Below are 21,687 nucleotides of genomic sequence, written 5' to 3'. Positions count from 1 at the left end.
TATTGAGTACCCGCCCCACCAGATCAAGGCTTTTTCTTGTTCCCCGGTTCTTCCGGGGCAGGAAGTTGGGAACGCCGAGATTGGAACAGAGTTCGTTACACTTAGTTACAATTGGTTTTAATTCCTCAGTCGTGGATGCACTATTCCTAAGAAACCCGGTTTCTTCCCAACTTTCTCGTTACCACACCAATATTTTCGTAGAAATTGGGTTTCTCAGGGTAAGTCCTATTGCTGCGATCGTAAGTTTTTAGACAATCTCGTTTGTGCGCTGTCGATCGTGCTATCAAGGAATTTCACAAGTCCTTAAACGAATTGCACTCCGGTGGCAGAAGGTGTGGGAATATGAATGTTGCGAGCAATTGGTTTAATTCGCTGACCGAAAGTTTACAGTCGCACCGTCGCTACATTCCAGCAGCGCTGACTCTTTGCACAGGGACAAGTTTGTCATTGGCAGCCGCAGCCGTTGTGTGGCATTCGGAAAACCAACGAATGCAAGCTGAATTTCATCAGCAAGCCGATCGCCTGAATGTGACTTTGCAGCAAAGCATCAACAAAAATTTAGAAGTTCTGTACTCACTTGAAGGATTCTACAGGGCATCTACTGAAGTTACCCGACAAGATTTTAAGCAATTCACTCAACCTGCACTTGCCCGAAATACTGCTATACATTCTGTTAACTGGATTCGGCGCGTGCCGGCTGCCCAAAAAACAGCTTACGAACGGACAATTCGAGCCGAAGATTTTCCGGCTTTTCAAATTTACGAACTAACTCCTGACAAAAAGCAGGTCAAAGCAAAAGTGCGATCGGAATACTTTCCCATTATTTACAGAGGAGCATTAGAAGAAAATAACAAAGTGCTCGGTTTTGATGTTGCCTCCAGCCCGGATCGCAAAGCAGCTTTAGAGAAATCGGTGAATACCGGGAAAATAGCCGCTTCCGCGCGAATTAGATTAGTCAGCAACAATCAACCGGGATTGCAAGTATTTCTACCAGTACCCCGCCGCACAACTTCTGCAGATAACTCGGTCAAGGGCCGCCAAAACCTCATGGGAGTTATTGCGGGTCTGTTTCAGATTACGAGTATGGTCGATTCCTCTTTAGAATCGCTAAATTTAGACAAGATTAATTTTTACCTCTATGACAACTCTGCTATAGAGAAAGAACGCTTTCTGGTGCGCTACGACTCACAAGCTAAGCAGTTGATAGATAACCCAAAACACGAAAAGCCAGAGTTAACTAATTTGCGGGGAAAAATCTGTCAAAATCCTCGTGCTTGCACTCGCTTATTTAACGTAGCAGACCGCCAGTGGATGCTGCTAGTTTTGCCTGGAAAGGGGTACAACAGTATGAGGACGTATCAGGGTTCGCTGGCAATTGGTGCGATCGGGCTATTGATGACTGGCAGCTTGACGATTTACCTGTTGATGTCTCTAGAACGTACTGCAAAAGTAGAACAGCAAGTGTACGATCGTACAATTCAACTAAAACAGCGCACCGCTGAACTAGAAACGGCACTAAAAAATTTGCAGGCAGCTCAATTTAAACTCATCCAAACTGAAAAAATGTCCAGCCTGGGGCAGTTGGTGGCTGGAGTTGCCCACGAAATTAACAATCCTGTCAACTTCATCTCTGGCAACCTGATCCATACAGGCGCATATACTAGAGAATTGCTCGAACTTGTGGAAATATACCAGCAGCAATATCCGAACCCAACGCCAGAAGTGCAAGCGAAACTAAAAGATATTGATTTGGAGTTTATCAGTGAAGACTTGCCTAAAATCCTAAAATCTATGAATATGGGAGCGGAACGGATCAGCCAGATCGTGCTTTCTCTGCGGAATTTTTCGCGCTTGGATGAAGCTGCAATGAAGTCGGTTGACATTCACCAAGGCATTGACAGCACCTTGATGATTTTGGATAGTCGGCTGAAACCAAAAGGTGATTTTCCGGGCATTAAACTCATCAAAGAATACGGAAATTTGCCATTAGTAGAGTGCTGGGCGGGACAATTGAATCAGGTATTTATGAATGTTTTGAGCAATGCTATTGATGTTTTATCTGATGCAGAAAATCAAAAAAGGCTCGAAAACAACGCCTCGACTTCTGCATTTTTACCTACTATTCTGATTCGCACTGAACTTTTAAGTTCTAATTGTGTATGCGTGCGAATCGCTGACAATGGAACGGGCATGACGGAGAATGTCAAAAAACGTTTGTTTGATCCGTTTTTTACTACCAAGCCTGTAGGCAAAGGTACTGGCTTGGGATTGTCTATCTGCTATCAAATAGTGGACAAACATCAAGGTTCGCTCAGGTGCGTATCGGCTCCGGGAGAGGGAACTGAATTCTGGATTGAGGTGCCGGTGCGACAACAGTCTAAGCAATCTGTTTCTAAGGTTTTACCTGCGGTAGGTGCCAGTTGGAATTAGCGGGAGAAATCTCGCTTCTAGCTGAGTCTTGCTGGGAGCATCTCACTTTTGCAGCCAAGCTAGAAATTGGAGTTTGGAGGCAGGAGACACGAGGCAGGAGGCAGGAGGAAAGAGGAAGAAGAAAGGAGCCAAGAGGCAGGAGGCAGGAGGAAAGAGGAAGAAGGAAGGAGCCAGAAGAAGTGTTTTTACAAATATGAGATGCTCCCTAATTCCTATTTAGAAAAGGTGAACTATCCGCACTCTACTTGGGAAAGGTGCGGATTTCGCACTCTACTTTCAACACTCTACTTTCAACAGTCAACAGTCAACAGTCAACTATTATAGTTATTAGCAAGCGCGTGCTAATTCCCACTGGAATATTGCCGAAAACAAATATCTGGGGTTTTACCAGTCGTAACAATTTATAATTGTAGCAATGCCAAATTACCAATTATTAACTACGATGTCTTTACAATCTATTAGCATACCGCCCACAACGGATCGCAAACCTGTCGCTTTGATGGTCGCTTTACATGGATGGGGTGCTAATGCTCGGGATTTGACTTCCTTAGCACCCTTTTTCAATTTGCCGGATTATCAGTTTGTATTTCCCGATGCCCCCTTTCCCCATCCCCAGGTAACGAGCGGCAAAGCGTGGTATAACCTTCAAACCAAAGACGCTCAGGGATTGGTAGAAAGCCGGCAATTGCTGAGGGAATTTTTGCTGTCTTTGGAAAGCACCACGGGCGTGCCTTTGTCTCGCACGATTTTAGGTGGTTTTTCTCAAGGCGGAGCCATGACTCTAGATGTGGGATTGACTTTGCCCTTAGCTGGTTTAATTTGTCTGAGTGGTTATTTACACCAGATTTCGCCAGTTGCTGGGAGTGTTTTGCCACCTGTTTTAATCGTACACGGTACTCAAGATACTATTGTGCCTGTTAGTGCTGCTGTACGATCGCGCGAGAGTTTGACGGCTTGGGGAGCTGCGGTGCAGTATCGAGAATTTAACATGGGACACGAGATTCTGCCGGAAGTTATAGAGGTAATGCGAAGTTTTGTTCTAGAAACTGTGTCGAAATCTGATTAAAGGTTTAGTATATAGTATGGCGGAAGTCTCGGGCAGGGGAAAAAAATGAAAACTTTAACCAAAGCATCGCGCGATATTGCTGTACTTACTTCTCAGGACGTGGCAGAATTGGCTGTCCGTTTGGAAGTTGACGATTATACAGATCCTTTTGAGGGATTGAATGATTGGCATTTGTTGCGATCGCTTGCCTTTCAGCGGCCGGAGCTGGTTGAACCTTATCTCCACCTTCTGGATATGGAAGCCTACGACGAAGCATAGACTGAAAAATCTAGCTCAAAAATTTCGACGGAATTGAGGAAGAAGTTAGCAGCATATTTTGTTGCGGATTAAACAGATGAATGAGGGATTTTAGTCTGTCTTTATCTTAATTTCTTTCTTGATTCTTTTTTATGGCTGAAGGAAGAAGGAAGAAGGAAGAAGGAAGAAGGAAGAAGGAAGAAGGAAGAAGGAAGAAGGAAGAAGGAAGAAAGAATGAGGAGATGCGATCGGGCAATTCTCCGCACTGGTTTCAGGAATTCATCAAGTTCTCATAACCTCGAAGGTTGCTGTATTACCAAAAATCATGAAGGGCAGACGAATTTTAATCGGGGTTAGCGGCGGGATTGCAACTTATAAAGTTTGCGAAGTAGTTTCCACTTTAGCGAAAGCTGGAGCGGAAGTTAAAGCTATTCTTACTGATGCGGCCGGCGAGTTTGTCACGCCTTTGACTTTTGCTACTCTGTGCCGCAATCCTGCTTTTACTGACAAAGATTTTTGGCAACCAAGTCACGGGCGCCCCCTGCATATTCAACTGGGAGAATGGGCGGAAGTTTTTGTAATTGCTCCCCTGACAGCTAATACTTTGGCTAAGTTGGCGGGGGGTTTTGCTGATAATTTGCTGACTAATACTGTCTTAGCTTCTACGTGCCCAATTTTGCTGGCACCGGCGATGAATACGGATATGTGGGAACAGCCGGCGGTGCAGCGCAATTGGCGGGAAGTGTTGAGTTATCGGCGCTATCATGCTGCGAATCCGGGGGCGGGAATGCTGGCGTGCGATCGCGCCGGTGTCGGCCGGATGGCAGAACCTTATGAGATTTTGCCTCATATTGAATCGCTGTTGTATGCGAAGGGCGATCGAGATTTAGCGGGTAAGCGGGTGTTAATAAGTGCGGGAGGAACGCGGGAACACCTCGATCCGGTGCGGTTTATCGGCAATCCTTCCAGTGGCAAAATGGGTATAGCTTTGGCGCAAGCTGCACAGCACCGCGGCGCGACAGTGACGCTGGTACACAGTATAACTGGCGAATTGCCGCTCTCAGGTGTGCGGGCGATCGCAGTTGCGAGTGCAGAAGAAATGCGGCAGGCGATGCTGCAATGCTTTCACGAGGCGGATTTGACGGTGATGGCTGCGGCGGTAGCGGATGTGAAGCCGGCTGAGTACAGTAGTGAAAAATTGCCGAAGCGATCGCTCCCGAATTGTTTGCCTTTGGCACCGGTAGCGGATATTGTGGCAGAGTTGGGAAAATTGAAACAGTCGCACCAAAAATTAATCGGGTTTGCAGCACAAACTGGGGATATTGTCAAGCCTGCTTTGGAGAAATTGCGATCGAAGAAACTGGATGTAATTGCCGCCAACCCGATCGATCAAATAGGTGCAGGTTTTGGCAGCAATACCAATCAAGCAATATTAATTAATGCCGCCGGGAAGCAAGTAGAAATAGCACCTTGCAGCAAGCTAGAAATGGCTCACCGGTTGTTAGATTTTGTGAGGGAAGGGTGAGGTCGCGATTTACTCATTAACTGGGATTAATTACTACTGGTTCGGGCGATAATTCTGATTCCCCCAAATCCGTTGATTCCGAGTCAACCGACAACTCAGTATCTGCGACAGTAATTTCTAGTTTAAATCCTAATGCTTCGAGCAATTCTACCAAACTGTAAATTTCCGAACCGCCGCTTTCAGTCAGCATCTTATCGAGTTTTTCGTGATGTTCTTTTGCTGAATCAGAAAGAGCATTCATCCTGATTTTAGCCTCAATTACCTTTCTGATGGCATTTCTCAGGAGTGCGGGTTCAGGGTCTTTTTCTTCCAAGATAGCCCCGATAAAACCAGCAGCGTGTTCGGCATCTTTGAGAGATTCAATTAGGGACTCGCGGTAGCTATCACTCGTAGGCATTTTCATTTCTTTCATAGTCGGCCGAATACTCCTTCGCTTTGCGAATATCTTGTTCTTGGGTACTTTTATCCCCACTACAGAGCAGAAGCACAATTGTGGCTCCTATTTGTCTAAAATAAATCCGGTAGCCAGGGCCGTAGTTAATCCTGAGTTCGTAGACACCATCTCCTACTGGCTTATAATCCCCCAGATTGCCGAGACTAACTCGCTCAAGCCTTGCATCAACCTTGACTTGGGCTTTGCCATCTCGTAGGGCGTAGTACCACTCTAAGAAAGGAATTCTGCCATCAGGTCGGATGTAACGTCGAATTTCCCTCTCTTGTACTTCCATGATTTTATCCTAATTCATTAACAATTCCTATCGTAAGTGCGGTGACAGTGCATTAAGTGGGCAAATAAATCATACTTAAGACAGAGGTATTCGATCCACAAAATAGTAAACCTTGTTTCAGGAAACACAGTTTAAATCTAACAGGGGATTGTGAATGAATTTTAAGTCGATCGCAAAAACCAATCTACTATTCGGCAGCCTGATAATTAGCCTCGGATTGCAAGCACTTCCAGCAGCAGCGCAAGCAGTCACCGACGCGCAAGTTTCCGCCCTCGTAGAAGCGCTGCGACAAGCCGCCCCGCCACAAGCCGCAAATGACGGAATGTACAGTCAGTGGCAAGTTTTACCGAACAATATTTCCCGCTGGGCAAAATTCTGTACCAAACAAGATTTAACACCCCAACAATTTGAGGCCGACGCGACAAAAGCCAAATCAATTGTTACCTGTATCGTGGGCGATTTGCTGCGCGACGAATACAAAGCTAGCAGCAACAATGAAACAGCCGCTGTACGCCGCGCCGCTTGCTGGTGGATGACAGGGGACTCCGCAGCTTGCAAAAGTGGCGCAACTGCTACTTATGCCGATAAAGTTGTCAACGTTTACCAGAAGCAGCAACCTAAAAAGTAAAGTTGGTGCTGGCGAAATTTAGATCTTTTTGACCGCAGATGGACGCAGAGGGTTTTGTGCTGATGGACAGATAATAGGAATTTGATATCAAATTCAATTATCCTATAAGCGCCAAAGATTCTTGAGAACATTAATCAGCTCTTTCTGTCGTCGAGCGATTACTTCTGGCGTCCATTCCTGTTCCCGCAGCACTTGGGTAGTAAGCACAAAGGGTGAAACGCCCGTTTTAGTGGTGAAATACTTCTGTTTTTTCACATCAAAATCATAATTTTGTGCCAGAGTGTTTTTCGCAGAAGATAGCAAAACTAAGTTGCCAAGACGATGTAAATATTGATCGCGCTCTTCCTGACTAGGAAACCACTTCATCCACTCACTATTAGCCCCTGGATTTTGGGGAAGTACGTGCTCGACAGTAATGTTAGAGAAGTTGTAAGATGCTTCACCTTCTGACAGAGCAGCATCTAGGCGTACCAAGACATAACGACGAATTTTTTTAATTACATAAAGGTCACTATCGAGGACTCTAAGGATATTGTTTGACTCTTCAGGAGTAAACTGGAGCGGTGAATAGGGATTGAATAAATCTTCCTCTTGCTCAATAGCAGTAAGCAATCTGCTGTAACGTTCAATGCGCTCATTGATATTGGCGCGGACAATCATTAAACCTGCGGCTAGGCGGTCTAAATCAGTAAAAAAACGCACCAAGTTATCGGGGTTATTAGGGTTTCGAGATAGGTAGAGAATGGCAGGTGGTATCCAGTCAAAATTATCAATTTCATTTAACCATTTAAATAGTTGATTAATTTCCTCTGCACGCCAAACGCTTTCATACCTTAAGTTCAGAATTTCCGAAAAAGCCTTAGCATAAGGAGCTAAAATTTCATCAATGAATTGCTGAGAGCCAGCCGCCGGATTGATGTTTTCTTGAAACTCTTTAAGGACGCTCTTGCTAAGTTTTTTCTTTTGCTTAATCATGCGAATATGAGAAAACAAATCTTTAAATAACTCGCGTCCCAGATTCTCCTCGGTATCTTCCCACTTTATAGTATATTTTTCTTGTTGGCTTTCGGGTATTTTTCCGATAATTTCCGCTTTCAAGATATCAGTTATGGAGAGATCCAATCCCCTGTTGTTCAACACAGAAAATATCCGATACGCAGAGTCAAAGTCAGGCGTAGAAACCACTACCAAGAAGCACTGGGTAATGAGGAACTGGGCAAGACGTATACGGTGGGATTCGGCGATGGTCTGCAAACGTTGCAAGAATAAATGTGCATTTTCTTTAATAAGCTTCTGACTATCCATCAGCTCAGCATTGTTCAAGTTTTTGAGCTTGTTAATACCACCTTCATTTTGAATATATTCCTTGAAAAATTCTGCATCTCGCTCGCGCAAAGTCAGACGGTAACGATTATCTATACCCGCGATTAAGCTGCCTCTTTGGTATAGATAAGTGGTCAAGTCATTGGCGTGTTCTGTTGGCAATGATGCTCTGAGAGCAGCTAGTAGTATGCTGAGAGTTGTTAGACGTTGCTGACCATCTACAATTTCAGCCTCTGGCGGCCCAGATTTGATCAAAACAATGCTGCCTAGAAAGTACGGGTTGAGTTTATCAATCGTGTCGTTACCATCTCCCAATGATGTTAGGAGGTCTTCCAGCAGTTCTCCAGCTTGCTCATTTGTCCAAGCATAGGGACGCTGGTAGAGGGGAATGGTAAACATAAAGTCATCGCTAAAGATTTTCCTAATGGGGTGTTCCTCACCCTTGATGCTGACACGGTTCATGCTTGGTTCCTGTGTTAGGTGTGGTTGGTAATTGCTTCCCGAAAGTCAATTTTCCCTGTTGCTAGAATACCATGATCAAGCTTGGAAAGGCGAACTCTCATCTTAGCCTGTGCAGGCTGGTTTCATTCGTCCCGCCGCAGGCTTCAATCTAATCCTGAATTATCCATTTTCCGCCTGACTTCTCATCAACTTTTGCACGCTGGCTAAAGCCCGATTTAATTCATAACTTTTTCTTTCTGAATTCTGCAAAAAAGCCTGCTGTTCTTCTTCAATCATTAACACATCCTGCCGCACCAAACCATCTAATAACTTTTGAGCAGCACCGAAACAACTATCTTTGATAAACTTGCGAAACCAAACAGGCAATTTGTGCAGCCGCCAAAACGCATTTAATGAGGTAAAATGAATTAAATAAGCGCGAGTTGCTGTCTCACTGACCGGACAAACCAAGCAGTAAATCTTAAAGTCGCTTCCCAAAGTTGAAACCCAGTGCGGGTAAATATAGCTCACCTCTAGCGGTTCCGGGTGCAGTCGGCGCAGAGATTTAAAAAATAACTGAGAAATTGACCAAATTTTATCTATTTTGTAATAACTTTGTGCTTGATAGCGAGCAGTTACTTGATGCTCATTTTCGTCTAAAGTATCTAACACGGGATTTGCCCAAGCTTGCCAATCATCGTGCAAGTGCCCGTGGTACATATCCATCAAGTTTTCAATTAAAAATGAATAGTGTGCCTGACAGTCGATGACTGAAACAGTGGCAATATAATTGAGATGTTCCCACTCGGGCAAATCCAATAAATCTATTTTATCGGCTTGCGTTTCGTCGCCGGGAAACAGCCAGATAAAACCGTTTTGTTCCTTGACTGGATAGGATCGAATTTTGCAGTTAGGTAGCTTTTGATTTTCTGCTAAATAATCGACTTCTGCACATTCTCCCCTTGCATTTAACCGCCATCCGTGGTAAGCACATTCGATTAAATCGCCTTTAACTTGACCGTGGCTGAGTTTAACTTGCCGGTGCGGACATCTATCTTCTAAAGCGTTGATTTTGCCTGCACTGTCGCGGAAAAGTACGATCGCCCGATTCCAGATTTTCGCAGCTAGCGGCTGAGTTTGCACCTCGGTGCTGCGGGCGATCGCATACCAGCGATCGAGATTAATGCCCAACTCGCGGATGTGAGTTTTTTCTCCCCTTGCAGATTCCGATTTTATCGCGTTGTTTTGCATTACAAATGTTCCCAAATTACGCCCATAAAACAACCCAATTTTACAAAATAACAGCCGGGAAAGCAACGACCGTAAATTTTTCTAAATTTCCGTTCTGACAAATACCTATCGCTAGCTAAATGCTTCAACCACCCTGGCGACAATCGAAATTTTAATAATCTTAAAGCATTGCGAAATCCGTAGGTGGAACAGTCGAGTCTAAAATCTCTCGCAGCACCTAATATGTAGCCTATTGTAGCCGGAGTCTCGACTTCTGATATATTATCTAAAAACACGATTTTTCCGTGCGGATTTAACAATTTTTTAATTGCGTCGAGGGCGGCGGGGAGGTTGGGCAGGTGGTGAAAAGTAGCAGCACTAACTATTAAATCAAATTGGCGATCGAGCGCTAATTGACTGGCATCCATTTGGATGTATTCGATATTGGGGGCTGAGCGTTTTTGACGGGCTATATCTAGCATTTTTGCTGACAAATCGACGGCGACAACATTATCGTAATACTGGGCTAATTCAAAAGCCAGAATTCCCGAACCGCAGCCAATATCTAATACTGCACCTTTGCTGGTCGATAGATTTTTAGTAAAGAAATCGTTCTGGTTTTGCAAGGTGGCGGCGAAATCGTATTCTGTTGCAAAAGCATCAAAGGTTACAGATTTATTGCGAATTTTGCAGTTACTATTTAGCATCTATTATTGCTTTATACTCATTCAATAATATTTTAACCGCATATCCACCCCGCTTAACGCAGATATTTTTTTTGTTCGCAAGCTCTGCCTTTTCTAGTCAAGGAAACCACCCCCACAAACCGTAACTCATCTTAAAAAAAGAATGCAAGTGTAGGAAACCTCTAAACCCTTATTAAATCAGTCATTCCCATTTCTTCAAATCTCTAATCTAAAATCTAAAAGGGTATGACAGGGGGCGGGCTTCACCGAGGATAGCAGCCGATAATTGACGATTTATAAAACCCGCCCCACTGCAAACCTTAGATTTTTAACACGCCTTCGGGATTCACCGTCAAGAGCGATCGCCTCTGCAAACCCTCCTGAGATAAAATAGCATTAGCTGCCAACAAACCGCTGCTAACCGCCCTTTCCATTAAACCGCACGGAAACGGCATTTTCACCCAATCTCCCGCAAACAAAAGATTCGGAACAGCGCAGCAAGTCTCCGGTCTTTCCGCATAACTACCGGGCGGATATCCTGAGAAATTCTTTTGATTTACCAATTCCCGGTGCAGCATATTTGCCTCTTTTAATTCCGGTACAATTTCGTACAATTCTTGCTCAAAAGTAGCCAGCAAAACTTCCTGGTTTGGAAATTCCTTCTCCTTGTAACAATAAGCGTGCAGTTCCACTACACTACCGCCAGTTTTCTGATTCCACTCGATGAACTGATCCTGAATTTTGTGGTAAAGCGTAATGCTGTCAGTCAGTTTGTAGCCGGAAAGCGAACTGAAATTGCTGTGCTCCCAGGGAAATTCGCGATCGAACCAAAAACGACCCACCGCAAACGGATCGGCTATTTTCAAACTCTCGATCCGGCTCTGCACCTGCGGATTCACCTCACCGCTAGCTAAACTAAACAAATGCTGCATTCCCGGAACATCTGCCGCCAAAACATAATAATCAGCCTTCAATGTTTCTCCCAAATTTTGCGGCTGCGATTGGTTAACTTTTGCGGCTAACTGTATTTCATCTGCTTTTTCATCGACTACCTTAAATCGAGGCAAATCCCGCTGAGCAGGCCCGCTCACAACCCGCCCTTCGGCATCAAAAACTGCCCCGTGACAAGGACAGTGAAATTGACCGTCGTTTTGTTTCTGAACTGTGCAGCCTTGGTGAGTACAGCTCAGAGAAATTGCCTCTTTTCCCGACGGTGCGGCGGCAAATACGCTGTCCCCACCGCCGAAATATTCGGTAGAGTTGCTGTCAGTTAACAGCGCGTTTCGCTTCACCCAAAAAGGTATTTTACTTTGCACGTCTCCTGACTGATAACTCAGAGAATCAATCTTGCCGTTTTCCCAGCGAATTTCACTGACTGCGACATCTGTCAATACTTTGCCGCCTTTGCTTTCAATGGCTCTGGCAATAGGCTGCACCAAACTCGTGCCCATATCTTGCCGCGTACCGTTGAAGGCCAAACCCTCTGGATTTCCGAAAAAGTAAAAGTGGAAAAATTGCATTAATTCTCCCGCGCTCAATTCGTCTGGAGCGTTGAGGCTGGACTTGGCAAAAGGCAGAAAATACAAGTCATAAAGTCCGCGCGGAAATTCACCTTTTACCCAGTCCGCAACTGATATATTGTCGAGGCGATCGAAAGTTTTTTGAGTTTGAAAACCGCCGATTTCTCGAAATACTTGCCAGTGAGCGGGTTTTGTAAGATTGATTCCCCATTTTAGCCGATTGGGAGAAGATATCCCCAAGTCAACTATATTCCAGGGGAAAGCTGAATGGTTGGGACGGAAAACTTCGGGTTTGTATTTGCCGTCTCGAAACACAACGGCGTAGGATTCTAAAGATATAAAGTTATCGGTAATTTCTAGTTCTTCAACCACACTTTTGAGGTTGTAGTATTGCGGAAAAAAACCGTGGAAACCGTGTTCCATCATAAAAGTTTCGTTCCCGACTTGTATCGGCCAACTAGCAATTTTACCGCCGAGTTGGGGCGATTTGTCCAGCAGCGTCACGGCGAAACCCCGCTGACTGAGCTCGTAAGCACAGGCGAGCCCGGCCAAGCCTCCGCCTACAACTGCAACGGTTTTGCGCTGATTCAGCATTCGCGGCAAGTCAATAGAATCTTGCACAAAAACGGCGGGCTCTGGCTTGGAAAATCGAGAGTAGCCCACCAGCCCGCCTGCGGCACCGACTCCGAGGAATTTGAGGGCGGTTCTTCGAGAAACTGGTTGGGATAGCGGTGGATTGGTTGATTGACTCATCAGCGGTACGCGATAACGGGCTTTAAACACAAATACGCCATAAGGCATATATCATAGACCGAAATCAGGATATGTGAAGAAATACTAAGACACATCCCCCAATCGGATCGCACTTGGCACGGTTCGATCGCACACAATGTATAGCAGAAGGAAGAAGGCTTTACTTATTTAGAAGAAAAGAAGAAAAAAGCGATCGCCCGCCTAGCGTAAAATCATCTAAATAATTAATGGTTTTTATTTATGTTGCTCAACTCTTGGCAACCGCCACCAATGATGTTTAAAAACTAGCTGGTTTTCAGGCAAATTTTTAGGCGAAAAGCAGTCTTGGCGAATTGTACGAAATAACCTGGCCGATATCCGAGGCAAAACAATTAACCAGTCGAGCTTTAAGTAAGTTGGGGCGAAAAATATAACTATTTTAAAATAAGTAAATACAGATAATATATCTACTGAGGTCACTCAATATATCGGCGATCGATGCAGGGTATTCCTCACTTAATACCAAGACAAAACTCGATTCAACCTGAGAAGTGCGGATGTGCAGCAAAAATTAAAAGACGCCCGTATAGCTAATGCCGGTTAAACTCACATCTTGCACCATTCTTAAGAACGGGCTCTTCGGCCCGTTCCACAAAAGATGAATTTTTTGTGGAACAGGCAAGATGCCTGTTCATAAAAGGATTATTGAGAATGGTGCAACATCTCAGTTTTTTGCGTAAGCCCTGTTTATGCAAAACCCCAGCATAATTTACAAACTTTTACATAAATCGCGAATTTCTTGGCGTGGGGCCTATGTTGCTGCTGGTATCCACACCCTGCGATAGATATTTGGGATTGGTCTTGAATGCTATAATCGTGCGGCGATCGCCAGCACAGTCAATCGATTTTAGATTTTAGATTTTAGATTTTAGATTGAAGCATTGACCCCACGGATAAATACGTTCGGCAAGTTTCATCGGATACAGGTTTTTTATTTCTGGACGAATGAATCCGGGGGTTTGTATCCTGGATGCTTTCGGTCAAAATTCCCACCCACATCCCAACTTTTGCCAACTGCTGCCACCAACGGCGCCCTTAACCGCCCCAAAATCATGCACTACCAATCCCAGCAGCAACGCCAAAAACACACGACTCAGAAAAAAATTAAAAAAGCTATTTTTTACTGTTTGACAGCAATATTTTTCTGCTGGAGTACCGCGAACCTCGCTACAATTGCCCAAAACACAGGCCAGGGCGGGCTTAACGGGCAAGAAATGAGAAATTTGCTCGATCGGGGCAACCTCACCGAAGCCGTAACCAGAATCGAACAAAACTGGGAACAAGACTATCAAAAATACTTTGAACAAGACTTTGCAGCCCGTGCGAAAACCGCCGAAGCAATATCAAAAACTCTCTCCCGCCTAGCAGTTCAAACCAAGAAAAAACCCGCCTTAATTTACGCTATCCCGCGCACCGACCAACTAGAATTAATCTTAATATTGCCCGATCGCCCGCCCATTCACCGCAGCGTCCCCGAAGCAAAACAAGAGAAACTGCTCTCAGTAGTCCAAGAATTCGGCAGCGAAATCACCAACCCCGTAAAACTCAACACCACCAGCTATCTCGCACCAGCCCAACAACTCTACAAATGGATAATTGCCCCCCTAGAAACAGATTTGCAAACAGCAAAAATTGAAACCTTGCTGTTCTGCGTCGGCGCAGGTTTGCGAACCGTACCCCTAGCAGCAATGCACGACGGAAAGCAATTTCTGATCCAAAAATACAGCCTCTCCCGCATCCCCGCCTTCAAACTCACAGACATCAATTACGCCGACCTCAGAAACGTGCAAGTCCTAGCAATGGGAGCATCAGATTTCGCAGAAACGGCGAACAAAGAACCGCTACCAGCAGTGCCATTAGAACTAAGCGCGATCGCCCGACAGTGGCCCGGTCAATCCTTTCTCAACCAAGACTTCACCATAGTAAACTTGCAATCCCAGCGACTGCAACAAAAATACGGAATCATCCACCTCGCCACCCACGCCGAATTCCGCCCCGGAATCCCAAATAACTCCTACATTCAATTTTGGGACACCCAACTGGGTCTCGATCAAATGAGAGATTTAAAATGGAACAATCCGCCCCTCGAACTATTAGTATTAAGCGCCTGTAGAACCGCCTTGGGAGACAAAGAAGCAGAACTCGGATTTGCAGGTTTAGCACTGCAATCAGGCGCAAAATCAGCCCTCGCCAGCTTGTGGTACGTCAGCGATGCGGGGACTCTCGCCTTGATGACAGAGTTTTACCAGCAGTTAAAAATCCGCAGGCCAAACGACCCTCCAATCATTAAAGCTGAAGCAATGCGGCAAGCACAAATTGCCGCGATCGAAGGCAAAGTAACGATCGAAGGCGGTCAACTGCGAAGTGCGCGAGGGGACACTCCCTTGCCCCCGTCCATCCCCAAACTCGACAGCAAAGATTTATCCCATCCGTATTATTGGGCAGCATTCAGCATTATCGGCAGTCCTTGGTAAGTGGGCCTCTTGACCGACACAGGTGATAGGCTATAAAACATAAGTAATTTAATATCTGTAGCTGTCGCTCAACAAACCACCACCAACCTGTGACGAATCAAGCGGGAGCCTTCAAGGGGAAACAACAATGAAAAAATTAGAATTTTTGCTACAGAAAGAGGGCGATCGCGCCTGGTTGCCCCTAGAAACCTCCGACGTGGAAATTCTAGAAGGTAAATACCGCGTGGTTGCTCGCATTCAGCACCCCAACACCGACATCGAAATTCGCGTTACCCATACCTCCTTCGACCCAGGGGCGCAGCGGAAAGTCCAAAGCCGATCGGCCCGCACCAACCCCGAAGGATTAGTCGTGATCATTCCCTACACCAGGCTCAAACCCGGACTGTGGGAACTCTCCTGCTTGCCAGATCCCAAATCAACACCACTAAAACCTTGGCAGTACGGCGTTCAGTTGGAAGTATTGCCCGCAGAATCGGAAACCTGCGAACCCCTACCGCCGATCGACCTCGAACCCGCTGCTTCCACCGCAGCCCCACAAATCGCTTCCCCGGTCGATCGCGCAGCCCCACAAATCCCTTCCCCGGTCGATAGCCCCGCACCAACCCAAATCCCAGCAGCCGATTCAGCACCGCAGCAGACCAAAATCTACCAATTTCCTATTCCCCAAACCCCCGAACCCAAACCGGGCGTCAAACTCGAACTCGTCCTCGATCGAGAAACCTTCGTCACCCAACTCGGTCGCCCCTTAATCATTTCCGGCAAAATCGACATTCCCCAACACCCCCAACCAAGCAGAAAAACAGCAACTCTCATCCCCGAATCCGAAGCGATCGAACTCAAACAACTCATCGGTTCAGCACAACTGCACATTTACCTGCGCGACCCCCAAACCTCAAAAATTCTCGCAGAAATCCAGCAGCCGATGCCAGAACAAGTTCCCCCCTGCATCTTTGCCTGCGTCACTTACATCCCAACCGAGTGTAAAAGCCGCCTAATTTTAGGAGAAGCAATTCTCAGCAGCGGCGGCGTCACCCTAGCCACCAAACTATTCACAATTACAGCCCGTTTAGAGCACCTTCTACAGGAAATTAAAGACAATTTCATCGAAGAAAAGCATCAAGCCGAACCCTCCCCAACAGCCTCAAAACCGTCTGGAAGCGCCAAAAATATATCCTTCCTCAAGCTAGTAGAAAAATCCTTAGACCCTCCCTCCCCCGCCGAAGTCCCAACCACTGAAGCCCTACCCCCTCTACTGGCTTCGCGTCACACCCCAAGTGCAGGCGGTCTAGAATTGCCCGCATTCGGTAACAAACTGCCCGACAGCAGCCGATCGCAATTGCTCTCGGAAATATCCAATTCGCCTCAAACTGCCGCAGAGTCGATCGACCCACAAACCAAACCTTTAGACCTCCCAAATCCCACTCAAACAGCCGAAATCGGAGCGATCGACCAAAAACCCGAAAACAGCCCCCAACCAGAAACAAAAGCCCCAGAAACCCCGCCAGCACCCACAAAACAGGCATTTCAAACCTTAAACGTCCAAAATAGATTTTGGTCGCGACTGAGTTCCTTAGCCAGCAACGGCGAATCCCCCGAATGGCTCAAAGCAACCACCCTGTCACCAACTGCAAAAGCCGCCGCCAATAGCAGCGACGAAATTGCCGTTGTGGAAGAAAGCAGCGCAACCCAGCAGCAACCCGAAACCAGCGAAACAATTTCCGATCCCAAATCTACTAGCCCGGAAGCCAGAGAATTTGTGGTTTTTGACGAGCCCCCGCAGCCGAAACAAGTTGCTCAAAAAACCGCAACTGTCGTCGCAGAAGACACTCCCCCAACTCCCTACGTTTTGCCAGAAGACGAGTTAGTACCGATGCCCATTTTGGAATTGCCGCGCGCCGAAATCATCGCGGGCCAGGCTGTAAAAGTGCAAGTGCAACTCCCGGAATTAATGCCCCGGATTTATGTGAAAGTTTGGGTGTACGATCGGCAAACCTACCTGATTCTCGACGGCCCGCGCTGGATTAGCGAATTTAAAGCTAACGGGTTTGGAAATGTTAGAGCAAGTGTCGAGTTAGAGATTCCCTACGGCTGCATGGAAGTCGAATTTGAGGCGATCGCCGTCGAAATGCAAACTCAGCGGGAAAGCCACAAAATAAGCGTTCACCGCCAAGTTTTACCCCCAGCCGGGCCAAGTTTGCCCCTCGAAGGGTAAGCCGAAATCCGCGTGCATCCCCGTTCATCCGCTGACATCTGCGGTTAAAAAATCCTACTTAGGATCGCGAATTAAATAATTTACACTCTTGAAAGTGGGGAGTAGGGGTTGGGCCTAAGAGCCCGCCCTTTCTGGACGGGCGGGACGCCCATCCCACAAGAACCATCACGCATTGTAAGTTATTTAATTCTCATTCCTTACTTCCGGGCCAACTGCCGAAACTTCTTCTTAAACTTATTCTTATACACGTAGATCGATCGCTGTAAATCCTCAACTTGCAGCGACATATCTGCAGCCAAACCCGTGCGGTTCCAAACATCCTCCTGACACTTGCGGCGGCAAAAATTCATCGGTTCCGAGTAAACTTTCCCACTAGATAAAGTTGGCTTCGGCCCGCACCAGTGAATCACAGTCGCCTGAGTGCGATCGCCCGCAGGCCCGCTTGACTCAACCGGAAACCGCTTTCTCAGCAAATCCTGGTCAAAATCCGGCACCAACAACTGCATATCCACATTCTGCACCCGCAGTCGATTTTCTTGTGCCGCCCGGAAAATCATAAAGTTCAAAAACCCCATTTCTCCGTACTTAAATATCCCCGGATTTGCCGCCGTAAAATCTAAAATTTCCACGTATTCTTCCAAGCTAAAAACGCCGCGTTTAGCAAAGAAAGTACCCGTGCAGAAATAGTTCGATCGCGATTCCGACCAACGAAAATTTGGGAAATGCTTCTCAACGCCCGGAATGTCAAAGAAAAACTCCGAAACATCCGCATCCGGGTAATCGTAACAAGGCTTGTCTACAATAAAATCAAAGTCTTGAAAATTAGCCAACTTGAGAACATCGCCCCAGACGATCGTATCGGCATCCAAAACCATAAAATTTGACCAAGGACTTTCCCAGAAAGCAATCATTTTAGTTTTGCCCCAACCAAAACTTCTTTTTCTGAGAACTTCTTCAGAAACGGTTGTGCGATCGATCACTCGCACCCCGTAGGACTTTTCCAAAGCACTCACAGAAAACGTACCGTCAATCAACAGACAAATCGGCACATCTCCCAGGAAATATCGGATGCTAGCACAGCAACCCTTAGCAAACAGATAATCTTGGTCGCAGCAGGCAATAATAATACCAAAATCTTCCATAAACCCTCACTCTTTTACTAATACCACTTACCCAAAATAATGCAAGTGTAGGCCCGTGTTTCCAACTTGTATGTCATCAGTTATTTCCAATTCTTTAATCGAAAATCGAAAATCGAAAATGGTATAACTTGCCCACCCACAGCGTTTCGGTTTTTTGTTCTGACAGCAGCTCTATTTTTGAGTTTGGCATTTTAGCCAGCTTAGCACTAAACTCCTGCGATCGTCCGTAGGCAAAAACATCGTTAAAACCTCTAGGAATCATGGATCTAGTGGTCTGTCAAGCCACTGAGCTTTCCTTGCGCCAACAGCGGGTCAAGCACCACCAGTTCAGTGGCACTCAAACAACAAAAAAGTTGTGTTAAAATAGCGGGAAATTAAACCGGGCGACGGGCGGTATCAAAAATGGCGATCGCCGTGGCAAGTCCCGACTGCTGGGAACCTCAGAAAACCAAAATTGGTCAAGTCTGAAATTGGGTTCGGACGAGGTAAATTTACCATCCTCGATCCCTCAGTTCCCGACTCCTGGCGGGAAATAGCCCCCTCCGGGCCACAACGTTTAAAGTTAGGTTAAAAAGCTTGACATAAGAGGATAGAAAGCTGTATAAGGAATGCGACAAGAATCCACAATCCTACCTATAACTGTCTGTTAAGTCTGGTGTAACCGAGGACTCTGGGCAGTTGTCAGTTAGAGGCAGATTGTGGTCGATCCCGTATAAGCAGTTGTCGATCGCCTGCAGAGCAACTCAAGCAAATCTGGCGATCGAGAGATGAAATTAGCAGGTGATGGTATAATCAGCCGTAAGGTAATGTGGGCTTGACCTGAATTGATGCCTGGGCGGTACAAGGGCCCGGCCCGCTACGTTCAAGCAGAAGTAGACACGCCTACTGTGAATCAACAGTTATGGATAGGTTCTATTTTTTTGGCAGTTATTGTCAACAGGCAAGCAACCACAAAAATTAGCAGTTGGGAATTGCTGCTCGTCGAGTTGAATAGAGTGTGAAGGTGTGAGGAAAATGAACAGAACTTTTTGGAATTTACTGCTAGTATCCCCGGCAATTCTGGGGCTATCATCAGTCATGAGTGCCACTGCGATCGCCGCAGAAGTGACCGCAACCGCTGAAGCCAACCAGCTAGCTACAGCTCAGTCATCTGAGTCAAAAATTGCAGAAATAGTTGGAGAAATAGTTGCAGAACCAGTTGCAGCAGCCCCTGCTGCCCCAGAAAAGCTGGCTTTAAACAGCAGCGTCGAAGCGGCCCCAACCCCGGTCGTTAACGAAGCAGATGCTGAAAAACTCGCCTTAATCGAACCACAAACCAGCGAAGCAGGACTGCAAACAACACTGCAAACAACAGGGAGCGACATCGAGTTAGCAGCCCCAATCGCTCCGGCCAGCGCAGCAGCAGCGACTGAACCCCTAGCAGCAGCAGGCACTGCCGAATCCTCGCCCCAAGCATCAGACTTGGCAGTGCAAAGCAGCCAGACAGAAGTTGCTGGGAAAATTGAAGTGCCAGCAGTAGCCAGCACCCCAGCTACTAAGGTAGAAATTGCTCAAACACCAGCCGCCGGAATGGGCGGCCCTATCGTCCCTGTCGCTCCCCAAGCGCTGCCGGCCCAAAAGTCGGGAACCATGTCCCAGGTGACATCAGTCTCTCAGCTCTCCGACGTGCGGCCGACAGATTGGGCATTCCAAGCCCTGCAATCCCTAGTCGAACGCTACAGTTGTATCGTAGGTTATCCCGACGGCACCTTCCGCGGCAACCGCGCCCTGACTCGCTACGAATTTGCAGCCGGCGTCAACGCTTGCTTAGACAACATAACCAAACTAATTGGGTCAACAGGTAACTTGGTTACCCGAGACGACTTAGCCATCCTGCAACGCCTGCAAGAAGAATTTGCAGCCGAACTCGCTACCCTGCGCGGACGAGTAGACGGCCTAGAAGCTCGCACCGCAGAACTCGAAGCCAACCAGTTCTCCACCACCACCAAATTGGCTGGAGAAGCCATTTTTGCCGTCAGCGACACCTTCGTCGGAGATGGTATCAACCTTGAGGACGATAGAACAGTCACCAACTTCGGCTACCGGGTGCGGTTGAACTTCAACACCAGCTTCACCGGTCGAGACTTACTCAGAACTCGCTTGCAAGCAGTCAACACCGCCCGCTACGATAGAGCCACGGCTACCGGTACCAACATGGCTCGCTTGGCCTTTGACGGCGATGATGGCAGCCAATTCACACTAGACGAACTGTACTATCGGTTCCCGATGGGTGCCGGTACAGTCTTTGTCGGTCCTAAAGGACTTGACCTAGATGAAATTGCAGACCAGGCTTCTACCTTTGGTAACTCTACGAGTTCGGGTTCACTTTCCAGATTTGGAGTACGCAACCCGGCAGTATTCCGCGGCCCGCAGGGAGCAGGCGCAAGTGTGACTTTCAACTTGGGCAGCCTCCGAGCTACCGCAGGCTATCTGGCGGGCGACGGCGACGCTCCCAACCCTGCAAACGGCCAGGGCGTTTTCAACGGTTCTTTCAGCGCTCTGGGTCAGATAGGCTTTTTTAGCAGACCGTTTGACTTGGGCTTGACTTACACCCGGAAATACAATCGGGCAGGCGATGTTAACCTCATGGGCGGCGTCGGCAGTGCCTTGGCTAACCGGCCCTTCGATCAATCACCCACCGCATCAGATAACTTTGGCGTGCAAGTTAACTTCAAACCCAGCAGTCGCTTTCAGATTGGCGGTTGGTACGGTTATACGAAGGCTGAACAACTGCGGGGCGGCAACAATGACGCTACCATCCAGAATGGTGCTATCACTGTGGCCCTGGGAGATTTTGCCCGACAAGGCAACGTCCTCGGCTTCGTCTTCGGTGTACCGCCAAAAGTTACCGAGAGTGATGTCGCCAGAAACCGCAACACCTCTTATCACTTAGAGGGTTTCTATCGCTTCCAAGTCAATGACTTTATCTCAGTGACACCGGGCGTTTACGTGATTATGAATCCCGAACACAACAACAGAAACGACGATATCTGGGTAGGACTCCTCCGTACAACCTTTAGTTTCTAAGGTTTCCAGACATCTAGTTACAGCTAAAAGCGGCAGGCGACTGCCGCTTTTATTTATTGGTCATCAGTCGATCGATTTTAGATTTTAGATTTTAGATTTTAGATTTTCAACAGTCATTAGTCATTAGTCATTAGTCATTAGTCATTAGTCATTAGTCATTAGTCATTAGTCATTAGTCATTAGTCAT

The 21,687-nt window shown here is 46.8% G+C and carries 19 protein-coding genes; 11 read left to right on the top strand and 8 right to left on the bottom strand.

The genetic code is table 11. From position 1 onward, the window contains the following. The first annotated feature begins 342 nt into the window (after positions 1–342). From QUB04_RS10825 to coaBC, 6 genes are all read left to right on the top strand, one after another. Positions 343–2,430: a CHASE domain-containing protein gene (locus tag QUB04_RS10825; protein WP_333284044.1), complete on the top strand. Its 2,088-nt coding sequence runs from the start codon at positions 343–345 to the stop codon at positions 2,428–2,430. Further along, positions 2,421–2,627 (top strand): hypothetical protein, encoded by a 207-nt coding sequence (locus QUB04_RS10820; RefSeq protein WP_333284042.1) that lies wholly within the window; start codon positions 2,421–2,423, stop codon positions 2,625–2,627. The genes QUB04_RS10825 and QUB04_RS10820 overlap by 10 nt, the downstream gene beginning before the upstream one ends. 245 nt (positions 2,628–2,872) lie before the next feature. Further along, the gene (locus QUB04_RS10815; RefSeq protein WP_333284198.1) at positions 2,873–3,496 is read left to right on the top strand and encodes an alpha/beta hydrolase; all 624 of its coding nucleotides are present in this window, start codon (positions 2,873–2,875) and stop codon (positions 3,494–3,496) included. 45 nt (positions 3,497–3,541) lie between these two features. Continuing rightward, on the top strand, positions 3,542–3,754 hold the full coding sequence (isiD, locus tag QUB04_RS10810) for a protein IsiD (RefSeq protein WP_006632739.1): 213 nt from the start codon (positions 3,542–3,544) through the stop codon (positions 3,752–3,754). 131 nt (positions 3,755–3,885) lie between these two features. Beyond that, entirely contained in the window at positions 3,886–4,029 is a 144-nt protein-coding gene (locus QUB04_RS10805) for a hypothetical protein (protein ID WP_333284040.1), read from the top strand. Positions 4,030–4,058: 29 nt separating this feature from the next. After that, on the top strand, positions 4,059–5,258 hold the full coding sequence (gene coaBC / locus QUB04_RS10800; RefSeq protein ID WP_333284038.1) for a bifunctional phosphopantothenoylcysteine decarboxylase/phosphopantothenate--cysteine ligase CoaBC: 1,200 nt from the start codon (positions 4,059–4,061) through the stop codon (positions 5,256–5,258). 16 nt (positions 5,259–5,274) lie between these two features. Here coaBC and QUB04_RS10795 read toward each other — a convergent pair whose 3' ends face one another. Continuing rightward, complete coding sequence (locus tag QUB04_RS10795; RefSeq protein WP_333284036.1) at positions 5,275–5,655, bottom strand: transcriptional regulator; 381 nt, start codon at positions 5,653–5,655, stop codon at positions 5,275–5,277. Beyond that, positions 5,642–5,986 (bottom strand): type II toxin-antitoxin system RelE/ParE family toxin, encoded by a 345-nt coding sequence (locus QUB04_RS10790; protein WP_333284034.1) that lies wholly within the window; start codon positions 5,984–5,986, stop codon positions 5,642–5,644. The genes QUB04_RS10795 and QUB04_RS10790 overlap by 14 nt, the downstream gene beginning before the upstream one ends. A 154-nt stretch (positions 5,987–6,140) precedes the next feature. On the opposite strand from QUB04_RS10790, the gene QUB04_RS10785 reads away from it, so the two are divergent. After that, positions 6,141–6,614 carry a hypothetical protein gene (locus QUB04_RS10785; RefSeq protein WP_333284032.1) on the top strand — a complete coding sequence of 158 codons (474 nt, stop codon included), beginning with the start codon at positions 6,141–6,143 and terminating at the stop codon, positions 6,612–6,614. Positions 6,615–6,716: 102 nt separating this feature from the next. On the opposite strand, the gene QUB04_RS10780 is transcribed toward QUB04_RS10785, so the two are convergent. The 4 genes from QUB04_RS10780 to QUB04_RS10765 all read right to left on the bottom strand — a co-directional run bounded on the left by QUB04_RS10780 (position 6,717) and on the right by QUB04_RS10765 (position 12,615). Continuing rightward, entirely contained in the window at positions 6,717–8,399 is a 1,683-nt protein-coding gene (locus QUB04_RS10780; protein WP_333284030.1) for a DUF262 domain-containing HNH endonuclease family protein, read from the bottom strand. A 159-nt stretch (positions 8,400–8,558) separates the two neighbouring features. Beyond that, positions 8,559–9,629 (bottom strand): aromatic ring-hydroxylating dioxygenase subunit alpha, encoded by a 1,071-nt coding sequence (locus tag QUB04_RS10775; protein WP_333284028.1) that lies wholly within the window; start codon positions 9,627–9,629, stop codon positions 8,559–8,561. Continuing rightward, positions 9,629–10,315 (bottom strand): class I SAM-dependent methyltransferase, encoded by a 687-nt coding sequence (locus tag QUB04_RS10770; RefSeq protein WP_333284026.1) that lies wholly within the window; start codon positions 10,313–10,315, stop codon positions 9,629–9,631. Before QUB04_RS10770 ends, QUB04_RS10775 begins: the two co-directional genes overlap by 1 nt. A gap of 299 nt (positions 10,316–10,614) precedes the next feature. Continuing rightward, positions 10,615–12,615 carry an FAD-dependent oxidoreductase gene (locus QUB04_RS10765; RefSeq protein WP_445301045.1) on the bottom strand — a complete coding sequence of 667 codons (2,001 nt, stop codon included), beginning with the start codon at positions 12,613–12,615 and terminating at the stop codon, positions 10,615–10,617. Positions 12,616–13,658: 1,043 nt separating this feature from the next. Here QUB04_RS10765 and QUB04_RS10760 point away from each other — a divergent pair. Both QUB04_RS10760 and QUB04_RS10755 read left to right on the top strand, forming a co-directional pair. Continuing rightward, the gene (locus QUB04_RS10760) at positions 13,659–15,080 is read left to right on the top strand and encodes a CHAT domain-containing protein (RefSeq protein WP_333284024.1); all 1,422 of its coding nucleotides are present in this window, start codon (positions 13,659–13,661) and stop codon (positions 15,078–15,080) included. Between the two features lie 127 nt (positions 15,081–15,207). Further along, positions 15,208–17,292, top strand: a complete 2,085-nt coding sequence (locus tag QUB04_RS10755) for a hypothetical protein (RefSeq protein WP_333284022.1) — start codon at positions 15,208–15,210, stop codon at positions 17,290–17,292. A gap of 197 nt (positions 17,293–17,489) precedes the next feature. Here the strand turns inward: QUB04_RS10755 and QUB04_RS10750 are convergent, their stop codons facing one another. Both QUB04_RS10750 and QUB04_RS10745 read right to left on the bottom strand, forming a co-directional pair. Next, positions 17,490–18,434: a hypothetical protein gene (locus QUB04_RS10750; RefSeq protein WP_333284020.1), complete on the bottom strand. Its 945-nt coding sequence runs from the start codon at positions 18,432–18,434 to the stop codon at positions 17,490–17,492. A gap of 94 nt (positions 18,435–18,528) precedes the next feature. Next, positions 18,529–18,696 carry a hypothetical protein gene (locus QUB04_RS10745; RefSeq protein ID WP_333284018.1) on the bottom strand — a complete coding sequence of 56 codons (168 nt, stop codon included), beginning with the start codon at positions 18,694–18,696 and terminating at the stop codon, positions 18,529–18,531. A 565-nt stretch (positions 18,697–19,261) separates the two neighbouring features. Here QUB04_RS10745 and QUB04_RS10740 point away from each other — a divergent pair. Together QUB04_RS10740 and QUB04_RS10735 are read left to right on the top strand one after the other, a co-directional pair. Next, positions 19,262–19,435 carry a hypothetical protein gene (locus QUB04_RS10740; RefSeq protein WP_333284016.1) on the top strand — a complete coding sequence of 58 codons (174 nt, stop codon included), beginning with the start codon at positions 19,262–19,264 and terminating at the stop codon, positions 19,433–19,435. 13 nt (positions 19,436–19,448) lie between these two features. Further along, positions 19,449–21,500 carry an iron uptake porin gene (locus QUB04_RS10735; protein WP_333284013.1) on the top strand — a complete coding sequence of 684 codons (2,052 nt, stop codon included), beginning with the start codon at positions 19,449–19,451 and terminating at the stop codon, positions 21,498–21,500. Positions 21,501–21,687: the final 187 nt, after the last annotated feature.

The organism is Microcoleus sp. D2_18a_B4 (genome assembly GCF_036702475.1).
Taxonomy (GTDB): domain Bacteria; phylum Cyanobacteriota; class Cyanobacteriia; order Cyanobacteriales; family Microcoleaceae; genus Microcoleus.
Note: the sequence above shows the minus strand (reverse complement) of the source record. Positions and strands in the feature narration are given on the sequence as shown.